This is a genomic window from Corallococcus carmarthensis, assembly GCF_003611695.1.
GTDB lineage: Bacteria > Myxococcota > Myxococcia > Myxococcales > Myxococcaceae > Corallococcus > Corallococcus carmarthensis.
Genome location: NZ_RAWE01000068.1, coordinates 1 through 23,054 on the forward strand (window position 1 = coordinate 1; position 23,054 = coordinate 23,054).

14 protein-coding genes are annotated in these 23,054 nt (G+C 71.6%); 12 read left to right on the forward strand and 2 right to left on the reverse strand.

Annotated features, from left to right (window positions below):
• Nucleotides 1-5: 5 nt before the first annotated feature.
• The 11 genes from D7X32_RS19600 (at nt 6) to D7X32_RS19650 (ending at nt 17,773) form a co-directional block, all read left to right on the forward strand.
• A complete protein-coding gene (locus tag D7X32_RS19600) occupies nt 6-2,960 on the forward strand; it encodes a choice-of-anchor D domain-containing protein (RefSeq protein WP_120604114.1) in 2,955 nt (984 codons plus the stop codon).
• Between the two features lie 190 nt (nt 2,961-3,150).
• Nucleotides 3,151-3,474 carry a hypothetical protein gene (locus D7X32_RS19605; protein ID WP_120604115.1) on the forward strand — a complete coding sequence of 108 codons (324 nt, stop codon included), beginning with the start codon at nt 3,151-3,153 and terminating at the stop codon, nt 3,472-3,474.
• Between the two features lie 102 nt (nt 3,475-3,576).
• Nucleotides 3,577-6,441, forward strand: a complete 2,865-nt coding sequence (locus D7X32_RS19610; RefSeq protein ID WP_120604093.1) for a protein kinase domain-containing protein — start codon at nt 3,577-3,579, stop codon at nt 6,439-6,441.
• An 8-nt stretch (nt 6,442-6,449) separates the two neighbouring features.
• Nucleotides 6,450-8,369 carry a serine/threonine protein kinase gene (locus D7X32_RS19615; RefSeq protein ID WP_244239091.1) on the forward strand — a complete coding sequence of 640 codons (1,920 nt, stop codon included), beginning with the start codon at nt 6,450-6,452 and terminating at the stop codon, nt 8,367-8,369.
• Between the two features lie 151 nt (nt 8,370-8,520).
• Nucleotides 8,521-9,045: a MerR family transcriptional regulator gene (locus D7X32_RS19620; protein WP_120525521.1), complete on the forward strand. Its 525-nt coding sequence runs from the start codon at nt 8,521-8,523 to the stop codon at nt 9,043-9,045.
• A 57-nt stretch (nt 9,046-9,102) separates the two neighbouring features.
• Nucleotides 9,103-9,594, forward strand: coding sequence for a sigma factor-like helix-turn-helix DNA-binding protein (locus D7X32_RS19625; protein ID WP_120604094.1), 492 nt, complete (start codon nt 9,103-9,105; stop codon nt 9,592-9,594).
• Between the two features lie 106 nt (nt 9,595-9,700).
• Nucleotides 9,701-11,245: a bifunctional phosphoribosylaminoimidazolecarboxamide formyltransferase/IMP cyclohydrolase gene (purH, locus tag D7X32_RS19630; protein WP_120604095.1), complete on the forward strand. Its 1,545-nt coding sequence runs from the start codon at nt 9,701-9,703 to the stop codon at nt 11,243-11,245.
• A 4-nt stretch (nt 11,246-11,249) separates the two neighbouring features.
• On the forward strand, nt 11,250-14,288 hold the full coding sequence (locus D7X32_RS19635; RefSeq protein ID WP_120604096.1) for a zinc-ribbon domain-containing protein: 3,039 nt from the start codon (nt 11,250-11,252) through the stop codon (nt 14,286-14,288).
• Between the two features lies 1 nt (nt 14,289).
• Complete coding sequence (gene purD / locus D7X32_RS19640; protein WP_120604097.1) at nt 14,290-15,549, forward strand: phosphoribosylamine--glycine ligase; 1,260 nt, start codon at nt 14,290-14,292, stop codon at nt 15,547-15,549.
• The gene (locus tag D7X32_RS19645) at nt 15,546-16,658 is read left to right on the forward strand and encodes an LptF/LptG family permease (protein WP_120604098.1); all 1,113 of its coding nucleotides are present in this window, start codon (nt 15,546-15,548) and stop codon (nt 16,656-16,658) included. Before purD ends, D7X32_RS19645 begins: the two co-directional genes overlap by 4 nt.
• Entirely contained in the window at nt 16,655-17,773 is a 1,119-nt protein-coding gene (locus D7X32_RS19650; protein ID WP_120604099.1) for an LptF/LptG family permease, read from the forward strand. The genes D7X32_RS19645 and D7X32_RS19650 overlap by 4 nt, the downstream gene beginning before the upstream one ends.
• Before the next feature lie 5 nt (nt 17,774-17,778).
• Here the strand turns inward: D7X32_RS19650 and D7X32_RS19655 are convergent, their stop codons facing one another.
• Nucleotides 17,779-18,954, reverse strand: coding sequence for an acetate/propionate family kinase (locus D7X32_RS19655; protein WP_120604117.1), 1,176 nt, complete (start codon nt 18,952-18,954; stop codon nt 17,779-17,781).
• Nucleotides 18,951-21,314 carry a phosphoketolase family protein gene (locus tag D7X32_RS19660; protein ID WP_244239092.1) on the reverse strand — a complete coding sequence of 788 codons (2,364 nt, stop codon included), beginning with the start codon at nt 21,312-21,314 and terminating at the stop codon, nt 18,951-18,953. Before D7X32_RS19660 ends, D7X32_RS19655 begins: the two co-directional genes overlap by 4 nt.
• 224 nt (nt 21,315-21,538) lie before the next feature.
• Here D7X32_RS19660 and D7X32_RS19665 point away from each other — a divergent pair, with 224 nt between their 5' ends.
• On the forward strand, nt 21,539-23,008 hold the full coding sequence (locus D7X32_RS19665; RefSeq protein ID WP_120604101.1) for an ELWxxDGT repeat protein: 1,470 nt from the start codon (nt 21,539-21,541) through the stop codon (nt 23,006-23,008).
• The last annotated feature ends 46 nt before the right edge of the window (nt 23,009-23,054 follow it).

A 23,054-nucleotide genomic window follows, 5' to 3' on the forward strand; every position in this document is an offset into this window, starting at 1 on the left:
GTGCCATGACGGGGCGCTGGGGCCTGCTGGGGTTGGTGGTGGTGGGACTTCTGTCGGGCTGCGCGGACCGGGAGCGTTCATCGCTCGCGGATGGCCGGCTGACGGCGACGCCAGGCGGCGTCGACTTCGCGCGGGTGGCGGTCTTCGACGCCCGTGAATCCACGGTGACGCTGCGCAACGTGGGCCGCGCGCGCATCACGGTGGACGAGGCCTGGGTGGAGGGGCCGGAAGGCGCCTACAAGGCGGAGTTCACCCATGAAGGGCCGCACAGCCTGGTGCCGGGCAGCGAGTGCACGCTGAAGGTGCGCTTCGCGCCGCTGGCGCAGGGCGGGCTGCCCGCGGTGCTGGTGGTGCGCTCGGACACGCGCATCGAACCGTTGATGCGCATCCCGCTCAACGGCGCCGGCGTGGACGCGTGGGCCCGGGTGACGCCGCGCGCGCTGGACTTCGGCCGCATCGAGGCGGACTCCACCAAGACGCTGGGTGTGACGCTGGACAACCCCACCGAGCTGCCGGTGATGGTGACGCCCAAGCTGGTGGGCGCGGACAAGGACGAGTTCGTCGCGGCGCCCCTCACGGTGAACCCGGGCGAGCGCGTGGAGCTGCCCCTCACGTTCAACCCGGTGCGGGTGGGCAAGAAGCAGGTTGCCCTGGCCATCTCGCCCTGCGTCGGGTGCGCGGACGTGACGGTGACGGTGGCCGCGGAGGCGCTGGAGCGCGCGGTGGTGGCGGAGCCGGAGGTGGTGGACTTCGGCGCGGTGCCGGTGGACCGCGACGCCATCAAGGCCTCCAGCCTGCGCAACATCAGCACGGAGCCGGTGACGGTGACGTCGCTCATGCTGGATGGCACGGACGCGTCCTTCAGCCAGTCCAACACGGGCCTGCCGCTGGTGCTCCAGCCGGGCGAGGTGCGCGCCTTCGAGATCCGCTACAGCCCCGGCCACATGGGCGCGGCGACGGACCGCGCCGTCTACTCCGTGGTGAGCAGGCGCCACCCCACGCTGCCCGTGCCGCTGCGCGGCTTCGGTGGCGCGTCCGAGCTCTGCGTGTCGCCCATGATGTACGACTTCGGCGAGCAGCCGCTGGGCTCCAAGGTCCGCGTCGTGGTGAACGTGAAGAACTGCGGCACGGACAACGCGGGGCCGCTCACCATCAACACGCTGGACTGGACGCCGGACGCGACGGGCGCCCAGCTCCAGTTCAACCACAAGCCGGTGGCCCTGCCGTTCACCCTGCCGGCCAACGGCGAGCTGAACCTGGAGATCTTCTACGAGCCCATGCGCGAGGGCAGCGCGTCCGGCGCGCTGGTGATGACCACGAGCGCGTTCTCCGCGGCCACCGTGCAGCTGGACTTCTTCGGCAGCGCGAAGGCGCACGCGCCGTGTGATTTGACCGTCACCCCGCAGCTGGTGGACTTCGGCACCATCCCGCCGGGCCGCGGCGCGGTGCTGGGCGTGAAGCTGGAGAACAAGGGCACGGACCTGTGCCCCGTGAAGAACATCCGCATCGCCAATGACGGCGGCGGCGTGTTCAAGATGCCCGGCGGCGAGCTCTTCGGCGGCATCATCTACCCGGGGGACTGGTTCAGCTTCCAGGTGGCCTTCCAGGCGCCCTTCACCGGCGGCGGCTTCACGGGTGAGCTGCAGGTGGAGCAGTACAACCCGGCGACGCCGGTGTTGCAGGTGCCGCTGCTGGCGAACTCGCAGGAGACGTGCCTGGTGGCGTCGCCCTGGTACCTGGACTTCGGCCTGGGCCGCAAGGACTGCCGTCCGGCGCCGCGCGAGGTGAACTACCTCAACGCGTGCACCACGCCCATCACGGTGTCCAACGTCTTCATCGGGCCGGGCACGACGGACACGGAGTTCGCGCTGTTGGATCACCCGGCGCCGCCCGCGTTCCAGCTCCAACCGGGCGAGTCCTTCACGGTGGGCGTGGACTACCTGGCGCAGGTGACGGGCATGAACCTGTCGCCGCTGTACGTGGACTCCAGCGACCTGCCCATCCCGCTGATGGTGCCGCTCATCGGTGAGTCGTCGAAGAAGACGGACAAGACGGACACCTTCGTGCAGCAGGACGTGAGCAAGGTCGACGTGCTCTTCGTCGTGGACAACACGGCGTCCATGGTGGAGGAGCACCCGAAGCTCGTGTCCGCCATCCCCGAGTTCGTGAACGCCGCGCGCAGCAAGGCGGTGGACGTGAACATGGCGGTGACGACGACGGGCATCTCCGCGGTGTCCGGCGCGTGCCCGGGCGGCGCGCTGGGCGGTGAGGCCGGCCGCTTCTTCCCGGCGGACAACAGCCGCGCGCGCATCCTCACGCTGGGCACGCCCAACGTGACGCAGGTGCTCCAGCAGAACGTGCAGGTGGGCCAGTGCGCCCAGGTGGAGCAGGGCTTCGAGGCGATGCGCCGCGCGCTCACCTCGCCGCTGGTGAACAACGTGGATGATCCGCGCACGGCGCTGGCCAACGACGGCAACGCGGGCTTCCTGCGGGACTCCGCGGCGCTGGTGGTGGTGTTCGTGGGCGACGAGGACGACCACTCGCCGGACGCGGTCTCCACGTACGTGCAGTGGGCGCAGCAGCGCAAGGGGGAGAACCAGCCGCAGCGGGCCACGTTCTTCGCCATCGCGCCCACGAAGACGTCCTGCGCCACGGCGGGCGGCACCGGCACCCGGTACGCGGACGCGGCGGCGCAGACGGGCGGCGAGGTCCTCAACGTCTGCGCGGGTGACTACGCGCCGCTCCTCAAGCAGGTGGCCAACAAGGCGTTCAGCGCGCAGGACCGCTTCCCGCTGAGCGAGGAGCCCGACGCGGGCACGGTGGTGGTGAGCGTCAACGGCACCGCGACGACCAGCGGGTGGACCTACGACGCGGCGTCCAACAGCGTGGTGTTCACCACGGTGCCGCCGCCGGGCTCGAAGGTGGCCATCACCTACCGCCGCGCCTGCGCCAACGACTGAACGGTGGGAAAGCTGTGGGTGTGGACCCCGTGACGGGCCGGCCATCCGGCCCCGAACGGGGGTGTCAGACCCCGGTGCTACAGCACTGCATCTGCCTGTGCGGATGACCAGAAAATTGGAGGCGCTCCCTCGGTGTGTACCCTGCGGAGCGTCTGCACGCTGTTGCCCTGGAGGCGCTGTGAGCACCTGGATGCCCGATGAGCCCCTGAAGTCCTCTCCGCGCGCCGGTGCGCCGGGACTGCGGGTCATCCGTGGAGAGGGTCAGCGCAAGCAGGAACCGCTGGCGTCCCGGGACGCGGTGGCCCGGGTGCTGATGGAGGCGGGGGCGGACATGCTCCTGCGGCGCATCAGCCCCGCGAGGGCGCAGGAGATCGAGCGCAAGGTGGACCGGGTGCTGGACCTGTTCGACCGGGTGGACGCGGCGCCGGTGCTGATGCCGGTGCTCAAGCGGCACCTGGACGAACTGGAAGCCCTGATGCGCGAGACCCGCGAGGTCCGGGCCGCCCGCCGCTAGGGCGCACCGGCGGTGGAACCGGGAAAAACCTCAAGGGGATTCGATGTTTGATTCCCCTGGCCCGGCCGCTTACGCTTGGGGTCCGCCTCTACGCGTCCGGCCGTGTCCATCGAAACCTACGGCAGCTACCAGCTCCTGAAGCGCCTCGCCACGGGCGGCATGGCGCAGATCTACCTCGCGCGCCGGCCGGGTTCGGATGCTCCGGACAAGCTGCTGGTGCTCAAGCGCATCCTCCCGCACCTGTCGGAGAACGACGAGTTCGTCCGGATGTTCCTGGACGAGGCGCGGATCGCGGCCCGGCTCGCGCACCCCAACGTGGTGCAGATCTACGACCTGGGGGCGGAGGGGGACACCTTCTTCATCGCCATGGAGTACATCCATGGCGTGGACGCGCGCCGGCTCTGGAAGCGCTCGGAGACGGCGGGGCGTCCGCTGCCGGTGCCGCTGGTGTGCCGCATCCTGCTGGAGGCGTGCGCGGGGCTGGACTACGCGCACAAGAAGACGGACGCGACGGGGCGCCCGCTGGACATCGTGCACCGGGACGTGTCGCCGCAGAACATCCTGGTGACGTTCGACGGTGGCGTGAAGGTGGTGGACTTCGGCATCGCGAAGGCGGCGGACCAGGCCACCGTGACGCGCTCCGGGGTGCTCAAGGGCAAGTATTCGTACATGTCGCCGGAGCAGGCCGCCGGGCAGCGCGTGGACCGGCGCTCGGACGTGTTCGCGCTGGGCGTGGTGCTGCATGAGCTGCTGACGGGGGGACGGCTCTTCAAGCGCCCCAGCGACATGCTGACGCTGTCGGCGGTGGCGGAGTGCCACGTGCCGGTGCCGTCGCAGGTGGCGCCCCGGGTGCCGGCGGAGCTGGACGCCATCGTGCTCAAGGCGCTCGCGAAGGAGCCGGACGCGCGCTTCCAGCATGCGCAGGAGCTGCAGCGCGCGCTGGAGGGGTGGCTGGCCTCGCAGCCGCAGCCGTGTGGCACGACGGCGGACCTGGCCGCGTTCATGCGGGAGCTGTACGCGGACCGGCTGACGGAGGAGGCGCGCTCTGGCGAGGTGGTGGTGACGGACGAGGAGGCCGGGGTGTCTCCGCCGGCGCCCGCGCCGCGCCGGTCGGTGATGCGGCCCGCGACGGCGCCGGGGCGCGCGGAGAACGAGCCCACCACCACGCTGCGCCCGAACCGGTCGAACCGTCCCAGTGGGAAGATGGAGGCGCGCCGCGACGACGCGGAGGCGGACAGCGGGCGCTCCGAGGTGCGTGGCCCGGACACCCGTGCGGAAGGCCGCAACGCGGAGGCGCGGGTGGACGTGCGCGCCGAGGGCCGGCACGCGGAAGGGCGCCACGCCGACAGCCGCCCCGAGCCGCGCTCGGAGATCCGCAACGCCGACAGCCGTCCCGAGCCCCGTTCGGAGGTCCGCAACGCCGACGGCCGCCCCGAGCCCCGTTCGGAGGTGCGCAACGCCGACAGCCGCCCCGAGCCCCGTTCGGAGGTGCGCAACGCCGACAGCCGCCCCGAGCCGCGCTCGGAGATCCGCCACGTCGACAGCCGCCCCGAGCCGCGCTCGGAGATGCGCCACGCCGACCCCCGGGCCGAGGCTCGCGCCACTGAATCCCGGCCGGAACCCCGGGGGACGACGGGGACGCGGCGGGCCCTGGAGTCACCGCCCTCACGGAGCATCCGGCCGGTGCGCCTGGAGGAGCCCTCCCTCCCGACCGTGACGGAGGAAGACGGTCCCACGCTCGCGATGGTGGACACGCAGGGGAAGCTGTCCGGCGGGTTCCAGGTGGAGGAGGACGCGCCCACGCTCGCGATGGTGGACACGCAGGGGAAGCTGTCCGGCGCGTTCCAGGTGGAGGAGGACGCGCCCACGTTGGATCAGCGCTTCCTGGCGACGCGGGCCCAGGAGGACGAGGACGACTCGACCCTGGACATGCTCTCCATCTCCCGCGCGGACGTGGACGAAGGCCCCACGCAGGACATGCGCGCCGTGCCGCGCTCGGAGATTCCGGTCCCCCGTACGGGCAGCCCGGCCCCGTCCGGCGAACACCGCGGGCCGCGGCTCCCCGTGCCCGCGCCCCACGCGACCATCGAGGAGATGACCGCGTCCACCGCGCCGCGCTCCTCGTCCCGCGCGCCCATGCCGAACGCCTGGGTGCCGCCAGCCCGCACCGGCACGGTCACCGAGCAGTCCGCGGTGGAGCCGCCGAAGCGCCGCGGGCTCCTGTATGGAGCCATCGTGCTCGTCGCGATCCTGGTGGGCGTCGGCATCGTGTGGAGCCTGGGTCCGGGCGCGAGCGGTGTGCACGTGGAGTCCGACCCCGCCGGTGCGCGCGTCGTGTTCGAGGACCGCGTGCTCCCGGAGCGCACGCCGCTGACGCTGCCGACGGTGAAGCCCGGCCGCTACTGGGTCGTGCTGGTGAAGGAGGGCTACCGCGAACTGCGCACGCAGATCGTCATCCCGCCCTCCGGCCAGCTCGAAGTGGGGCCGTTGAAGCTCGTGCCGATGCCGTCGTCCGGCAAGCCCGCCACGGAGCCGCCTGCCCCGGCGCCTCCGGCCGCGACCCCGCCCGAGCCCGGCGTCGGACCTTCCGGCGTGGCAGCCCCACGCACGCCGGACGACACCACGGCCCCGGAAGCGAAGCAGGCCCAGGAGGCTCCGCCCGCCCAGGCTCCCGCGCCGGTGGTGAAGGCGCCCGCCGCCGCGGCGGCCGCGGTGGTGCCCGCGGCGGACGTGCGCGAGCCTCCCCGGGCCCCGGCGCGGTCCGCGTCCGTGAGCTTCGTGGTGACGCCGTGGGCCGAGGTGACGTGCAACGGCCGCAAGCTGGGTGAGACGCCGTTCCAGCCGGTGGAGCTGGGGGTGGGTTCGTATGACTGCAAGTTCACGAACCCCGAACTGAAGCGCACCCTCAGCCGTCGCATCGAGGTGCGTCCCATCGACCTCAATGTGGTGACGGTCAAGTTCGAGTAGGCGCGGCCTTGGACCCTTCCGCAACGCTCGAGGCAGGCACCCACGTCGGCAAGTACGTCGTGCGCCGCAAGCTCGCCGAAGGGGGCATGGCGGAGATCTTCCTGTGCACCGCGCGCGGGCCGGAGGGCTTCGAGAAGGAGGTCGTCATCAAGCGCGTGCGGGCGTTCCTCGCGAGCGACCCGGACTTCGTGCAGATGTTCATCGCGGAGGCGCGGCTGGCCTCGCGGCTCAACCACGCCAACGTGGTGCAGATCTTCGACTTCGACAAGCACGAGGACACCTACTACCTGGCGATGGAGTACGTGCGCGGCTGCTCGCTGTGGGAGCTGCGCAAGCGGAGCAAGGAGGCCATGTCTCCGATGCCGCCCATGCTGGTGGCGCACATCGGCGCGGAGGTCGCGCGCGGGCTGCACTACGCCCACCGCCTGCGGGTGAACGGCGAGCTGCTGAACCTGGTGCACCGGGACGTCACGCCGCACAACGTGCTCGTGTCCTACGACGGCGCGGTGAAGCTCACCGACTTCGGCATCGCGAAGGCGGGCAACAAGCTGACGAACCCCGGCGTGCTCAAGGGCAAGTTCGCGTACATGTCGCCCGAGCAGGCCCGGGGCGAAAGCGTGGATGTGCGCACCGACGTCTTCGCGCTGGGCGTGGTGCTGTGGGAGCTGCTCACCGGCGGGCGCCTGTTCCAGGGGGATTCGGAGATCGCCGTCCTTCGCGCGGTGCAGGAGAGCACCATCGTGCCGCCCGCGCGCCTGAACCCGGAGATCCCTCCGGACCTGGACGCCGCCATCTGCCGCGCGCTGGAGCGCGACCTGTCGAAGCGCTTCCAGACGGCGGGGGAGCTGGAGCGCGCGCTGGCTCAGTGCGTGCTGAACCACGTCCGCTCCGTCGACGACACCGACGTGGGCGAGTTCGTCCGGAAGCTGTTCCCCATCGCCGCCAGCAACCAGGCGCTGCCCGCGCTCCCGGAGCGCACGGCCCTGGAGGACGGGGCCCTGGCTGGCGCGCCACCGCCGCCCCGCGAGCCCACGGCGGTGATGCCCTCGCGCGAACACGCCTCGGGCGCGAAGCGGGCCGCCTCTCCGGACGACGACCGCCACGGGACGACGCTGGTGTTGTCGCAAGACGACCGCGCCGCCGACGCCGCGAACGGACGTCCCCCGCAGCCCACGCCGCAGATGCCGTTGCAGTCGATGGGGCGGGACGCGCCGCTCACGCCGTCCAGCAGGCGCACCGGATCCCGTGAGGTCCCCGCCGCCAGCGAGACCGCCTCCGCGCGCCGTGTCGCGCCCCTGGCCGGCGCCGGCGACCGCGAAGCCGACGACACGATCTCCGCCACCGAACCCGGGCCGCCCGAGGCGCCCGGCCGCAAGCGCGCCCTGTGGGCCGGAGTCGCGGCGGTGGGGCTCGCGGGCCTCGTGGGTGTCCTCGCCGTGGCCCGCTCGCACACGGGAGCCCAGGACGCGGGGCAGGGGAGCCCGCCTGCTCCCCAGGTCACCGCCCCGGCGACGAACCCGCCCGTGGCGACCACCGCCGTGCCCCCGGCCGAACCCGCCCGCACGCCGGCCGCGGAGGCCATCGACACGGAGCTCGAAGGGCAGCGGCGCGAAGCCGCCCTGACCCCGCCTCCGTCCACCGGACCGGCCGCGCCCGCCACGAACCCCACGGCGGACACCGCCTCGGCGCCGCCCGCCGCGGACACGGCGAAGGCCATGGGCTCGCTCCAGGTGAAGGCCAACCCGTACGCCACGGTGTACCTGGGCGCGAAGCGGCTGGGAGACGTGCAGGGCCGCGCGACCTACAAGGTCCCGGCGGGCACCTACTCCCTGACCTTCCAGCACCCGTTCGGCTCGAAGACGTTCACCGTCATCGTCCCCGCCAACGGCACCGCGACGCAGGAGTTCCGCGCGCCCCGCGGCCGCTGAAGCCCCGCCGTCCTCCTCCCATCCCCTGAAGCCACCGGATGCCGGCGCGGAGCGTCGGCCGGACGACGTGCGCTCGCGCGCCTGCTCGTCATCCTTGACGAGTGACGCGCGAATCTGGCACCTATGGCATCCATTCAGTAGTCTCTATTCAATGGAATCGATGGACCTGCTCGCGCCCGATGAACTCGAGCGCATCGAGCGCGAGAACGCGGGGGGGTTGCCCGCGAACGCGATCCTGGAAATCTTCCGGCCCCGGGGCGTGAGGCTCTCGGAGGCGACGTTCCGGAAGTACGTCCAGGCTGGTCTGCTTCCCCGCAGCCGCCGTGTGGGCCGCAAGGGGAAGCACCAGGGCAGCCTGGGCCTCTACCCGGTGGAAGCGGTGCGGCGCATCAACGTCATCAAGAAGATGATGGCCGAAGGACACACCCTGGAGGACATCCGCCGCTCCTTCGTGTTCCACCGGAACCACATCGACCAGCTCCAGCGGGACCTGTCGGAGGTGCTCGACGGGTTCCAGGAGGAGCTGGGAGGGCGGCCCCTGGGAGGAGAACGCAGGAGGTCACTCGAAGCCCAGTTGGCAACGCTCAGGCAACGGGCGCAGGATCTGGTCCGGGATGTCGCCCGGTTGGGCAGCGCCGTCACGGCGCGCGAAGACGAAACGCTCCGGCCGCAATAGGATGCCCCCCCGGGTCCTGTTGAACCGGATAGACTCCACACATCTGGAGGACGAAACATGTCGGAAGTGAAGCAGCTGCAGGAGGGCGAGGGGGGGACTGAGGAGGAGCAGCCCGCGGAACGCCGGCGCTCCAAGACGATGTCGCGCAAGGAGATGGCGCGCGACCTGCGCCGGCGCAGGCTCGCCGGCCAGCTGGACCCGGAAGAGGCGGAGACCCTCAAGCTCGTGGACGAGCAGCGGCCGCGCACCCGCGCGGACTGCATCAACGGCCCGCGCCCGTGCCTCTTCGTGTCCTGCAAGCACAACCTCTACCTGGACGTGAACCCGGAGACGGGCTCCATCAAGCTCAACTTCCCGGACAAGGAAATCACGGAGCTGGAGCACACCTGCGCCCTGGACGTGGCGGAGAAGGGCGGCATCACGCTGGAGGAGGTGGGGGAGATCATGAACCTCACCCGCGAGCGCATCCGTCAGGTGGAGACGCGCGGCCTGATGAAGCTGCGTGAGGCCACGGAGGCCGAGCCTCCCGTGTCCGCCCGCAAGCCTTGAGGGCAGGGCACTGTTTCGCGCCGGGCCTGGGGTGACGTGTTGCGTTGACACCCCAGGGGGTGGTTGCTAGGACCCGCGCCACCCCCACCCATTGCGAGGCGCACACGTGCTGGCTCTCCTGAGCGTTTCCGACAAGCGCGGTCTGGTTCCCTTTGCCCAGGGCCTTGTCCGGCTGGGCTACCGGCTGCTCTCCACGGGCGGCACCCTGGAGGCCCTCAAGGCCGCCAGCATCCCCGCCACCCAGGTGTCCGAGCACACGCAGAGCCCCGAAATCCTGGGCGGCCGCGTGAAGACGCTCCACCCCCGCATCCACGGCGGCATCCTCGGCCGCCCCGACCTGGCGAGCGACCAGGCGGAGATGGCGGCGAACCGCATCGAGCCCATCTCGCTGGTGGTGGTGAACCTCTACCCGTTCCGCCAGACGGTGGCGTCCGGCGCGGGCGAGGATGACGTCATCGAGAACATCGACATCGGCGGGCCGGCGATGGTCCGCGCGTCCGCGAAGAACTTCAAGCACGTGGCCATCGTGGTGGACCCGGACGACTACGCGCCGGTGCTGGCCGAAATCGAAGGCCACAAGGCGGTGGGCCTGGAGACGCGGCGCCGGCTGATGCGCAAGGCGTTCGCGCACACGGCGGCCTACGACGCGTCCATCTCCGGGTGGCTGGCCGGCGAGGCCCAGGAGCCCTTCCCGCAGGAGCTGTCGCTCGCGTTCCAGAAGGTGCAGGGGCTGCGCTACGGGGAGAACCCGCACCAGCGCGGCGCCTTCTACCGGGAGTACGCCGCGCCGAAGGAGCCGTCCGTCGCCTTCGCCAAGGTGCTCCAGGGCAAGGAGCTTTCGTACAACAACATCCTGGACCTGGACGCGGCCCTGGGGCTCGTCCTGGAGTTCCCGGAGAAGCCCTGCGCGGTGGTCATCAAGCACAACACCCCGTGCGGCGTGGCGGTGGATGACGTGCTGGAGAAGGCCTACCGCACCGCCCGGGCGGTGGACGAGGTGAGCGCCTTCGGCGGCATCGTCGCCTTCAACCGCGAGGTGGACGAGGCCGTGGCCAAGGCCATGGCGGAGACGTTCCTGGAGGCGGTCATCGCGCCGTCGTACTCGGCCGCGGCGCTCCAGGTGCTGGCGGGCAAGAAGAACCTGCGCCTGCTGGAGGCGGGCCCCGCGCTGGCGTCCCCCACGGTGAAGCCCCGGCCCCAGGTGGACGCGCGCAGCGTGTCCGGGGGCATGCTGCTCATGGACCGCGACGCGGTGGAGCCGCCCCTGGAGTGGAAGGTGGTGTCCAAGCGCGCCCCCACCCCGGAGGAGGAGCGGGCCCTGCGCTTCGCCTGGAAGGTGTGCAAGCACGTGAAGAGCAACGCCATCGTCTTCGCGGCGCCGGCCCAGCTCCTGGCCCAGGGCGGCGGGCAGACGAACCGGGTGGACTCCGTGCGCATCGCGATGACGCGGGGTGGCGAGGCCCTCAAGGGCAGCGCGGTGGCCTCGGATGCCTTCTTCCCCTTCCGGGACGGGCTGGACGAGGCGGCCCGGGCGGGGGCGACGGCGGTCATCCAGCCAGGCGGTTCTGTCCGGGATGCGGAGGTGATCGCCGCCGCGGATGAACATGGGATGGCCATGGTGGTGACGGGAGTGCGACACTTCCGCCACTAACTTCATGCGCATCGTCTGCCAGAAATGCGCGGCGGCCTACGCGATCGACGACCGGTTGATCACGACCAAGGGCGTCCGCGCGCAGTGTCCCCGCTGCCGTCACCTCCAGCTCGTGAAGCGGGAGGCCTCTGCTGCGTCCGTGACGGCTCCCCCTGAAGGAGCCGCACCTCCCGCCGCCGAGCCGAAGCCTCCCGCGGCCGCGCCAGCGCCACCCGTCGCGCGCGAGCCCCGGAGCAATCCGGCCGCGGCTCCAGCGCAGGCGGCGCCCCGGAACGCCCCCGTCGCGGCGAAGCCCCTGGAAGCCCAGGCCGCGCCGAAGGCGGCGTCGGACCTCTTCGGGGACTTCGGTGAGATGCCGGAGCTGGGGCCACCAGGGAGCGTGGATCCGTTCGCGAACCTGGGCCCGCCCGAGTCGAAAGCCCCCGGGGGCCTGCCCGCGGACCCGTTCGCGAACCTGGGCCCGCCGGTTCCGCCGTCCGCTCCCAACAAGGGGAGCCCCGCCGCGAGGCCCGGCCCGCCGGTGCCTGACGCGCCCGGGATCGCGGCTCCCGCGGCTGCATCGGCTCCGGCCGTCCCGGAAGATCCGCTGCTCGACTTCCTGGGGCCGCCGCCCGGGGACCTGCAGCCGGAAGCGCCGCGGGCCCCCGCGCGGGGCGCCTCCTCGCCTCCCGCCGGGGCGGTGTCGCTGGGCCGCATGTCCGCCCGCGCTCCCGCGCCCGCCGTGAAGCAGGAGACGCACACGAACTGCCGCTCGTGCGGCAAGGACCTGACGGACCCCTTCGACCAGGCCATGGGCGTCTGCGACGACTGCAAGCAGCGGGATCCCGCTGGCGCCCGGGAGTCCGCGTCGGTGGTGGTCGCGCCGGATGTGGCGGCGCCCGCGCCCGCGGGTGGCGACCTGGAGCTGCCGATGATGAGCAGCCTGGACCCCGCCTCCGCGTCCTCCGGTGAGGACGTGTCCGGGGGCGAGCTCCGGTCCGCGGGAGCCACGGCGCTGTCGCCGGACTCGCGCGTGAGCTCGGTGAAGCCCGCGCGCACCTCGCACATCACGGCCGCGCCGGCCCGCAGCGCCCAACGCGGCGGCGGCGGGGGCGGCAGCCGTGCCGGGGTCGTGGGCCTGCTCGCGTTGGCGGTCCTCGGGGCCGGCGGCGCGGGCTACTACTTCCTCGTCTTCAAGCCCCAGCAGGAGAAGGCGGTCCTGGCCGCGCAGCCCGCGGCTCCGGCCGCGATCCCTCCGGCGGTGCTGGCCGCGGTGGACAGCTGGAGGCTCCAGTTCCTGGAGCTGGACGGCACCAGCGCGGAGCACCTGGCCGCGGGCCAGAAGCAGCTCGGGATGGACCAACGCGTCGCGTACACGGAGGCCGAGGAGTCCTTCCAGCAGGCCCTGTTGCTCGACCCCCACAGCGCGGACGCCATCGCCGGGTACGTGCAGGCGCTGGCGTTGGGGCGGGGTCCGGGCATGGACGACACCTCCTTCCAGGAGGCGCGCGAGCTCATCCAGGCCGCGCAGGACATGGCCGGGAAGACGCCCGCGCTGCTCGTCGCGCACGCGAACCTGCTGCTGGCGCGCTCGCGTCAGGCCGGCAATCTGGAAGAGGCGGCGCAGCTCGCGACGTCGGTGCTGGCGCAGCCGGTGGCCAGCGACGCCCACAAGGCGGAGGCGCACCTGGTGCTGGGACGCGCGCAGGTGGCCACGTCGCGCGAACTGGCGAACCAGGAGTTCGACGCCGCTCGGACGCTGGCACCGAACCTCAAGCGCGTGGACTACTACAGCGCGCTCGCCCACGAACAGGCCGGCCAGTACGGCCTGGCGCTGAAGCAGCTCTCCCGCCGGATGGAGCTGGATCCCCAGGACTGGAACAGCCTGGAGGCCGCCGCCCGCATCTACGTGGAGGTCGGGGAGACCGGCCGCGCGCGCAAGCTGTACGAGGACCGGCTGAAGGCGAAGGCGGGCGACGTGAGCGCCTTGCTGGCGCTGGCGGAGCTGCGCTACCAGGCGGAGGGCAACGCTCGCGACGCGGTGCGCGCGCTGAAGGACCTGACGAAGAACGCGTCCCGCTACGGCCCTCGCGACGCCTCCGAAATCTGGAGCCACCTGGCCGCGGCCGAGCGCACCGCGGGCAACGACGCCGGCGCGGTGAAGGCGGCGACGGAGGCCCTGAAGGTGGCGCCGGCGATGCCGGAGGCCCACCTGCAGTGGTTCCTGGTGGCGCTGGCGCAGAAGGACGCGGCCGTGGCCCGCGAGCACCTGAAGGGCTTCCAGGGCCGGCTGGAGGACGCGGCGCTGGAGAAGGTGCTGGAAGGGCGCGTGCACCTCCTGGAGGGCGACGTGGCCGGGGCCCAGGAGCGCTTCCAGCAGGCGGTGCGCTTGGACGACCGCCGCATGGACGCGAAGCTGCTGGAGGGCGTGGCGGCGGCGAGCGCGAAGAAGCGCGACGAGGCCTACCGCCTGTTCTACCCGGTGCTGGAGGCGCGCGACTGGGATCCGCTGCGGCTGGCGCCCCGTCCCGCGCTGTCGCGCTTCTGGCTGCGGCCGGGCGACACGCTGGTGGGCGTGGACAACGTGGTGAAGGCGCTGAGCGACCGTCCGGAAGACGTGCAGCCCCTGCTCTACGAGGCGCTGGTGCGCTTCCATCAGGGCGACCGGCAGACCGCGGAGCGGCTGCTGCAATCCGTGGTGGAGGTGAACGCGAACAGCGGCGCGGCGCAGGCGTACCGGGCGCTCATCGCGCTGGACACGAAGGCGCCGCAGGCGCGCGGGTTCGCGGAGCGCGCGGTGGGCGCCGAGCGGGGCCTGCCGGTATCGCGCCTGTCGTTGGGGTTGGCGCAGGCGGCGGCCGGGGACGTGGCGGTGGCGATGCGCACGCTGCAGTCCGCGTTGGACGTGGCGCCGAAGATGCTGTCCGCCCAGACGAAGCTGGCGGAGCTGCTGGTGGCGACGAAGCCGAAGGACGCGCGCGCGGTGCTGGAGAAGGTGGTGGGGTTGGATCCGTCCTACTTCCCGGCGAAGAAGCTGCTCTTCAAACTCGACGAGCGAGGTTGACGTGAAGGTCCTGTTGCTGGGGTCGGGCGGCCGTGAGCACGCGCTCGCGTGGAAGCTGGCCCAGAGTCCTCGTCTCTCGCGGCTCCTGGTGGGCCCGGGCAATCCGGGCACGGCGCGGTGGGGCACCAACGTGCCCCTGCAGGCGGACTCGCCGGAGGCGGTGGTGTCGCTGGCGCGCCGCGAGGGCGTGGACCTGGTGGTGGTGGGCCCGGAGGCGCCGCTCGTCGCGGGCGTCGCGGACGCGCTGGCGCAGGTGGACATCCCGTGCTTCGGCCCCGTCGCGGCGGCCGCTCGCATCGAAGGCTCCAAGGCGTTCGCCAAGGAAGTGATGGACGAGGCGGGCGTGCCCACCGCGGCCTTCCGCGTCTTCACGGACGCGGCGGAGGCGGAGGCGTACGCCGTCGCGCAGGGCCGCATCGTGGTGAAGGCGGACGGCCTGGCTGCGGGCAAGGGCGTCATCGTCGCGCCGGACGCGAACGCCGCGCGCGAAGCGGTGCGCGCCGTGGCCCAGATGGGGCAGGCGGGCCAGCGGATGGTGCTGGAGGAGCTGCTGGAGGGCGAAGAGGTGTCGCTGATGGCCCTCTGCGACGGCGAGCGCTACGTGCTCCTGCCGCTGTCGCAGGACCACAAGCGCGTGGGCGAGGGCGACACGGGCCCCAACACCGGCGGCATGGGCGCGTACTGCCCGGCGCCGTTCCTCACGCCGGACCAGCTGGCGAAGGTGGGCGAGCAGGTCATCGCGCCGACGCTGGCGGTGCTGAAGAAGCGCGGCACGCCCCTGCGCGGGGTGCTGTACGCGGGGCTGATGCTCACGGCGTCGGGCCCGAAGGTGCTGGAGTTCAACGCGCGCTTCGGGGACCCGGAGACGCAGGTCCTGATGATGCAGGTGGACGAGGACCTGCTGCCGCTCTTGGACGCGTGCGCGAAGGGGACGCTGGCGCCCCGGCCGCTGAAGCAGTTCCCGGGCGCGTCGGTGGGCGTGGTGCTGGCGGCGGAGGGCTATCCGGACGCGCCGAAGAAGGGCCAGCGCATTGAAGGGCTGGACGCGGTGCCGTCGCACGCGCCGGTGTTCCTGGCGGGCGTGGCGAAGCAGGACGGCGCGCTGGTGACGGCGGGCGGCCGGGTGCTGACGGTGTGCGCGCGGGGCGACAGCCTGGCGACGGCGCGCGAGCGGGCCCTGGCGGCGGCGGACGCCGTGCGCTTCGAGGGCAAGCACTTCCGCCGGGACATTGGCGCGCGGGGGCTGCGGGCGCGGCCGTGAAGCTGCTGGCGCGCTACCTGCTCAAGGAACTGCTCGTCCCCCTGGGCGTCTGGGTGGCGTTCATGTTCCTGCTGCTGTTCGTGATGCAGTTCCTTCGCGGCACGGACGTGCTGCTGGGCTCGGCGGTGACGCTGGGCGACCTGGGCCGGCTCATCGCGTACCTGGCGCCGCACTTCCTGGTGATGGCGCTGCCCATCGCGTTCCTCCTGGCCATCCTGCTGGGCCTGGGGCGGCTGGGCGAGGACCGGGAGCTCACGTCGTTGCAGGCGCTGGGCATCAGCCCGCTCCAGCTGCTGGCCGCGCCGCTGGGCGTGGGCATCGCGCTGAGCGCGTTCATGGTGCTGCTCACATCCACGGTGGAGCCGTGGGGCCTCACGGGCGTGAAGGACCTGGTGGGCGAGGTCATCCAGAAGAACGTCGCGGGCGACGTGAAGTCCGGCGTCTTCTACGAGGACCTGAGCGACCTGACGCTGTACGCGCAGAAGGTGGCGCCCAAGGGCGGCGGGTGGACGAACGTGCTCTTGCACGACGACCGCGACCCCAGCTCGCCGCTGCTGGTGCTGGCGCACAAGGGCAGCGTGGGCACGTCCGAGCGGGGCGAGGCGCTGCGGATTGAATTGCGGGAGGGCGAGGTGCACCGCGCCAACCGCTCCTCGGTGGACGCGAGCGTCGTCGCCTTCGAGAAGGCGGAGATCAACGTGGGGCTGGGCGGGTCGCTGTCGCGGCGCAACCGGTTCCGCTCGCCGAAGGAGGAGCTGACGCCGGTGGAGCTCATTGCGGCGGCGAAGGACGCGGAGGAGCGGCGTGAGGATGCGCGGCCCTTCTTGATGGCGCTGCACAGCCGCATGGGCAACGCGGTGGCGCCGGTGGCGTTCGCGCTGCTGGGCACGCCGCTGGCCATTGGCCGGAGGCAGGCGGGCCGCGCGTGGGGCTACCTGCTGACGCTGGGCGGCTACGTCCTCTACTACCTGCTGAGCCGCGCCTTCGAGCAGATGGGCCAGAAGGGGCAGATGCCGGTGTTCGTCGCGGGGCAGCTGGCCAACGTGCTCTTCATGGCGGTGGGGGCGTTCGCGCTGTACCGCGTGACGCGTTCGGGGACGGTGCGGTGAAGGGCACCCTCTTCAAGTACGTGGTGCGCGCGTACGTGCGCTACACGCTGGGCATCCTGGCGGGCGTGGTGGCGGTGTTCCTGGTGGTGGACTTCGTGGACCGCGCGAAGGCCTACGGGGGCGACGGCTGGGTGTGGGACGTGCTCAAGCTCTACGGCTACAAGGCGCTGGTGACGGTGCAGCAGCTGGGGCCGGCGGCGCTGCTGCTGGCGGCGGGCACGACGGTGTCGGCGCTGCGCAAGAAGGGCGAGGTGACGGCGCTGCGGGCGCTCACCTTCGGGCCCGCGGCGCTGTACCTGCCGGTGGGCCTGTGCGCGCTGGTGGCGTGCGTGGGGCTGGTGGCGTTCGATGAGACGGTGGCCGCGAGGGCGGGCCGCCGCGTGGATGAAATCACCACGCAGCGCTTCAACCGGTGGGGCGACTGGCGGATGTATTACACGCCGAAGCAGTGGTTCCGGCGGGGCGACGCCATCTTCTTCCTCCGGGGCGGCAACGCGCAGGAGGGCTTCGAGAACGTCTCCATCTTCACGCTGACGCCGGAGTTCAAGCTGCGCCGCCGCGTGGACGCGGGGCGGATGCGCTCGGTGGAGGGCACGCGCTGGGAGCTGACGGACGTGGTGGAGCGCACGTTCACGGAGGACGGGCGCACGTCGGTGACGCAGCGGCCCACCGCGGAGTACGAGCTGGGCGTGGGCGCGACGACGTTCCGCATCCGTCCGGGCCGTCCGGAGCAGATGCGCCTGGGAGAGCTGGGCGAGCAGATTGCCGCGCGAGCGGAGGTGGGGCTCGCGACGAAGGCCTTCCAGCTCGCGTGGCACAACCGCTTCGCGTATCCGCTGGCGGGGCTGCCGGCGGCGCTGCTCGCGGTGGGGCTGGCGCTGCGCACGAACCGGCGGGGACACCTGACGGCGGCGGTGGTGGAGGGGCTGCTCATCGCCGTGGCGATGTGGGGCCTGATGGTGGTGTCCCGCACGCTGGTGCTCACCGAACGCCTGGCGCCCGCGGTGGCGGCCTGGATGCCCACGACGCTGCTGACGATTGTCGCGGCGGCCCTGTGGCTGCGCCGCGAAGGACTGCTGCACCTGCCGCGCCGGAGCATCACGCGGCAGGCGTAGGGCCTTCACCCGCGAAGAAGCCGGCGCGTGTGACGGGCGATCTGCACTTCTTCATCGCTGGGCAGCACGCGAACCGGACGCGGTGACGCCTCGGTCGTGATGAGCTCCGCGCTCGCCTCGTTCCGCTGCGCATCCAACTGGATGCCCAGGTGGCCCAGCATCGCGCACACGCCCTGCCGCACCCTCGCGCTGTTCTCCCCGATGCCGCCCGTGAACACGAGCAGGTCCAGCCCGCCGAGCACCGCCGCGTAGGCGCCCACCGTCTTCGCGATGCTCCGCGTGAAGACGTCCACCGCCAGCGCCGCCGCCGCGTTGCCCGCCGCCGCGTCGCGCGTGAGGGCCTGCATGTCGCTGGTTCCCTCCGACAGGCCCCGGAGGCCGGAGTCGCGATTCACCAGCGTCTCCAGCGCATCCGCGCCCATTCCACCCGTGCGCATCAGGAACAGCAGCACGCCTGGATCCACGTCGCCCGTGCGGGTGCCACTGGGAATGCCCGCCGTGGGCGTGAAGCCCATGGACGTGTCGACGGAGCGCCCATGTTCGAGCGCCACGAGGCTCGCGCCATTGCCCAGGTGGGCCACCACGGTGCGCGCGGGCACCTGGGGCGCGAGCCTCGCGACGATGGACTCATACGACAGGCCATGGAAGCCATACCGCTGCACGCCCTGCTCCCTCACGGAGCGGGGCAGGGGGAACGTCGACGCGACCTCCGGCATCGTCGCGTGGAAGGCCGTGTCGAAGCAGACGAACTGCGGCACGCCCGGGCTCTCCCGCTCCGCGGCCCGGATGAGCCGGAGCGCGGCGGGAATGTGCAGCGGCGCGAAGTGCGTCGCCTCCTCCAGCGCCTTCATCACCTCCGGCGTCAGGGCCTGGTGCTGGCGCAGGTGGGGACCGCCATGCACCACCCGGTGCCCGATGGCCTGGGGCCGCTCTCCGCCCAGCTCCCTCAGGTGCTGTACCGCATCGCGGAGGGCGTCCTCCTGCGACGGATGCCGCACGTCCACCGCGCGCACCTGCTTGCCCGCGCCGTCCTTCACGACGAGCCGGCCCTGCTCCGCGCCAATGTGGCTGGCGCTGCCCTTGAACCGCACCACCTCCTGCCCGTCCTGCTCCACGTAGAGGCCGAACTTCAGCGACGACGAGCCGCTGTTGATGACCAGCACCGCGCCCGGGTCGCTCATCGCGCGCTCCATTTCCAGTCGGCCACCTCGGGCATGTCCTCGCCGTGCTCCGACACGTAGAGCTTGTGCCGCTGGCGGACCTCGGAGAAGCGCTGCTCCGCGTCTTCCAGCCGGTGGCGCACGGCCTTCGAGTGCCGGATGGCATCCAGCGCCAGCGTGAAGCGGTCCATGTCGTTGAGCACCGTCATGTCGAACGGCGTCGTCGTGGTGCCCTCCTCCTTGAACCCGTGCACGTGGATGTTGGCGTGGTTGGCCCGGTTGTACGTGAGCTTGTGCACGAGCGTCGGGTAGCCATGGAACGCGAACACCACGGGCTTGTCCGTGGTGAACAGGCGGTTGAAGTCCTCCTCGTTGAGCCCGTGCGGATGGACGCTCACGGGCGCGAGCGTGAAGACATCCACCACGTTGACCACGCGCACCTTGAGCTCCGGAGCCCATTCGCGCAGCAGCGTCACCGCGGCCAGCGTCTCCAGGGTGGGCACGTCGCCCGCGCAGGCCATCACCACGTCCGGGTCGCCGTCGTCATTGCCGGCCCAGTCCCACGCGCCGATGCCCGCCGCGCAGTGGCGCACGGCGCTCGGCATGTCCAGCCACACCGGCGCGAGCTGCTTCCCCGCGATGATGAGGTTCACGTAGTTCTTCGAGCGCAGGCAGTGGTCCGCCACCGACAGCAGCGTGTTCGCGTCCGGCGGCAGGTAGATGCGCACCGTGTCCGCCTTCTTGTTGGCCACGTGGTCGATGAAGCCCGGGTCCTGGTGGGAGAACCCGTTGTGGTCCTGCCGCCACACGTGCGAGCTGAGCAGGTAGTTCAGCGACGCGATGGGCTTGCGCCACGGCAGCTCCCGGGCGGATTTGATCCACTTGGCGTGCTGGTTGAACATCGAATCGATGATGTGGATGAACGCCTCGTAGCAGGAGAAGAAGCCGTGGCGTCCGGTGAGCAGGTAGCCCTCCAGCCAGCCCTGGCAGAGGTGTTCGCTCAGCACCTCCATCACGCGGCCATCCACGGAGAGGTTCTCGTCCGTGGGCTCCTGCTTCGCGTCCCAGCTTTTGCCGCTGACGGCGTACACGTCCTGGAGCCGGTTGGACGCGTTCTCGTCCGGGGCGAACATGCGGAAGTTGCGCGTGCCCAGGTTGTGGCGCATCACGTCCCGCAGGTAGCCGCCCAGCACCTTGGTGGCGCTGACCTGCCGTGAGCCGGGGACGCCTGGGTCGATGGCGTAGTCGCGGAAGCCCGGCAGCACGAGCGGCACCAGCAGCTGGCCGCCATTCGCATGCACGTTGACGCCCATGCGCAGCCGGCCCTTGGGCGCGATGTCCGCCAGCTCCTCGCGGAAGGTGCCATTCGCGTCGAACAGCTCGCGGGGCCGGTAGCTGTGGAGCCACGCTTCGAGGATCTTCAGGTGCTCGGGGTTGTCGCGCACCGCCTCCAGCGGCACCTGATGGGCGCGCCAGGTGCCTTCCACCGGCTTGCCATCCACCACCTTCGGGCCGGTCCACCCCTTGGGCGTGCGCAGCACGAGCATGGGCCAGCGGGGGCGGGTGGGGTCGTTCTTCTCGCGGGCGTGGCGCTGGATGCGCTGGATTTCGGCGTAGAGGGTATCGAGCACCTCCGCCATCCGCTGGTGCATGTCCTTCGGGTCGTCGCCCTCCAGGACGTAGGGCTTGTAGCCGTAGCCCTTGAAGAGGGAGTCCAGCTCGTCGGGGTCGATGCGGGCGAGCACCGTGGGGTTGGCGATCTTGTACCCGTTGAGGTGCAGGATGGGCAGCACGGCGCCGTCGGTGATGGGATTGATGAACTTGTTGGAGTGCCAGCTCGCGGCGAGCGCACCCGTCTCCGCCTCGCCGTCACCGACGACGCAGGGGACGATGAGGTCCGGGTTGTCCAGCACGGCGCCGTACGCGTGCAGCAGCGAGTAGCCCAGCTCGCCGCCCTCGCTGATGGAGCCGGGGACTTCGGGTGCGTCGTGGCTGGGGACGCCGTAGGGCCAGGAGAACTGGCGGAACAGGCGCTTCATGCCGTCGCGGTTGCGCTCGATGTTCGGATACAGCTCCGTGTAGGAGCCTTCGAGGAACGTGTTGGCGATGATGCCGGGCGCGCCGTGGCCGGGGCCAATGAGATACATCATGTTGGCCCGGTGGTTCCGGATGATGCGGTTCAGGTGCACGTAGATGAAGTTGAGGCCGGGCGTGGTGCCGAAGTGTCCCAGCAGGCGCGGCTTGATGTCCTCGCGCGTGAGGGGCCGCTCCAGGAGCGGGTTGTCCTTGAGGTAGATCTGCCCGACGGACAGGTAGTTCGCCGCGCGCCAGTAGGCGTCGATCTTCCCCAACTCTTCGTCACTCAGCGGACCCGCCATCATTCATCTCCCGAGGTGAAGCCGTGCATCCCGGGGGACCAGACTCCAGCCCTCGCACGCCACGCAATGGCTCTGGCGCAAAAAGACAAGCGCGTCGGTTTTCCGACAGCGGTGTGGCCCGGGCGCGAACGTTGGGTTTCCCTCAGGGACCTGGGCTCCCGGCCCCGTTGGCGCCCGGCGGCTCGCGTCCCACCGTCCCTGGCTTTGGAATGACAAGGAGTGGGGCGATGCGTCTGCGATTCGGGTATGTCCTTGCGGCACTGGGGCTTTGGGGCTGTGGCGGAGTGCAGGACCCGGAGGCGGCCGCTGCGGAGGAGCGCCAGGTCCAGGCCCAGGCGTGCACGCCCGCGCTGGCGGCCACCAAGGTGAAGGACGTGCTCCCCCCGGACGCGCCCCTGCCTTCGCCGTTCCGGCCGATTCCGACGGGGCTGACGAATGTGCAGGGCACGCTGTACTTCTCCGCGGACCCGTTCCAGGGGCCGGCGGCCTTGTGGCGCAGTGACGGCACCCCGGCGGGCACCGTGCCCTTCAAGGAGTTCCCCTTCGACGGGCTGAACTTCCGCGACTTCGCCTCCTTCACCGCCGTGGGCCCGCGCCTCTACTTCACGATGAACGACCCGGTGGTCGGCAATGAGCTGTGGGTGACGGACGGGACGGCGGTGGGGACGCGGCTGGTGAAGGACATCACGCCGGGGAGCGCGAGCTCCTCCCTGTCGAACCTCACCTCCCTGGGGGGCGCGCTGAGCTTCTTCCTCACGACGGCGAGCGGGTTGGAGCTGTGGCGCTCGAACGGCACGGCGGCGGGGACGTACCGCGTGGTGGCGTTCGGACCGGAGGAGTCCATGGCCTACCCCACGTTGCTGACGCACGGCGCGCTGCTGTTCTTCCTCCAGGACGCGGTCCACGGCACGCGCCTGTGGCGGACGGACGGCACCGCGGTGGGAACCCGGGTCGTCAAGCGGCTGGACGCGGGCCAGCCGCCCGTGACAGCGGCGCGGCCGAGCTACACCGGCCTGGGGCTGTTCACCTTGCAGGACACCTCCGGGACGGAGGTGTGGCGGACGGACGGCACGGCGGTGGGCACCGTGCGCCTGGACACCTTCGGCAACCCGGTGTCGCTGCTGGGATCGACGGGGCCGTACGTCGTCGTGGCCGGGCGCACCGCGGACAATGAGCGGATGAAGCTGTCCCGCCTGCTGCTGACGGGGGATGGGAAGACGACGGTGACGACGCTGCCCAACCCCTTCCCGGGCCAGCCCTTCAACGAACCCTACATCCAGGATTCGCAGGAGGCGGGCGGGAAGCTCTACTTCTCCATGGGGATCAGCTCTCCAGGCCCCGCGGCGCGCCAGGTCAGCCTGTGGGTGACGAACGGCACGGAGGCGGAGACGCGGCAGCTCAGCCAGAAGCTCACCACGTCCGATATCCGCAGCTCGCCCCTCTTCGACACGGGCGCCGGCACGCTGCTCTTCAGCTCGGGGGACGGCGACCAGGGGCTTCAGCCGCAGGTCACGAACGGCACGGTGGCGGGCACGGGCCGCGTCACCACCGCGACCCCGGGTGCTGACGCGCCCGAGGAGTTCACGCGCGTGGGCAACACGATCTTCTTCCGGGGGTACTCCGGCGTCCACGGGGACGCGCTGTGGTCCGTGCCCGCCAACGTGACCTGCACGCCGCTGAGCGCCAGCGCGCGGTAGCACCCTCCGCGAAGTGACAGCCGCATGACGTGGCGCCGTGCTTCCG

Excerpts from the sequence above, each read along its gene's own strand:
- D7X32_RS19600 (WP_120604114.1), top strand. The coding sequence starts at position 6 with ATGACGGGGCGCTGGGGCCTGCTGGGGTTGGTGGTGGTGGGACTTCTG.
- D7X32_RS19605 (WP_120604115.1), top strand. The coding sequence starts at position 3,151 with ATGCCCGATGAGCCCCTGAAGTCCTCTCCGCGCGCCGGTGCGCCGGGA.
- D7X32_RS19620 (WP_120525521.1), top strand. The coding sequence starts at position 8,521 with ATGGAATCGATGGACCTGCTCGCGCCCGATGAACTCGAGCGCATCGAG.
- D7X32_RS19625 (WP_120604094.1), top strand. The coding sequence starts at position 9,103 with ATGTCGGAAGTGAAGCAGCTGCAGGAGGGCGAGGGGGGGACTGAGGAG.
- D7X32_RS19635 (WP_120604096.1), top strand. The coding sequence starts at position 11,250 with ATGCGCATCGTCTGCCAGAAATGCGCGGCGGCCTACGCGATCGACGAC.
- D7X32_RS19655 (WP_120604117.1), bottom strand. The coding sequence starts at position 18,954 with ATGAGCGACCCGGGCGCGGTGCTGGTCATCAACAGCGGCTCGTCGTCG.
- D7X32_RS19660 (WP_244239092.1), bottom strand. The coding sequence starts at position 21,314 with ATGATGGCGGGTCCGCTGAGTGACGAAGAGTTGGGGAAGATCGACGCC.
- D7X32_RS19665 (WP_120604101.1), top strand. The coding sequence starts at position 21,539 with ATGCGTCTGCGATTCGGGTATGTCCTTGCGGCACTGGGGCTTTGGGGC.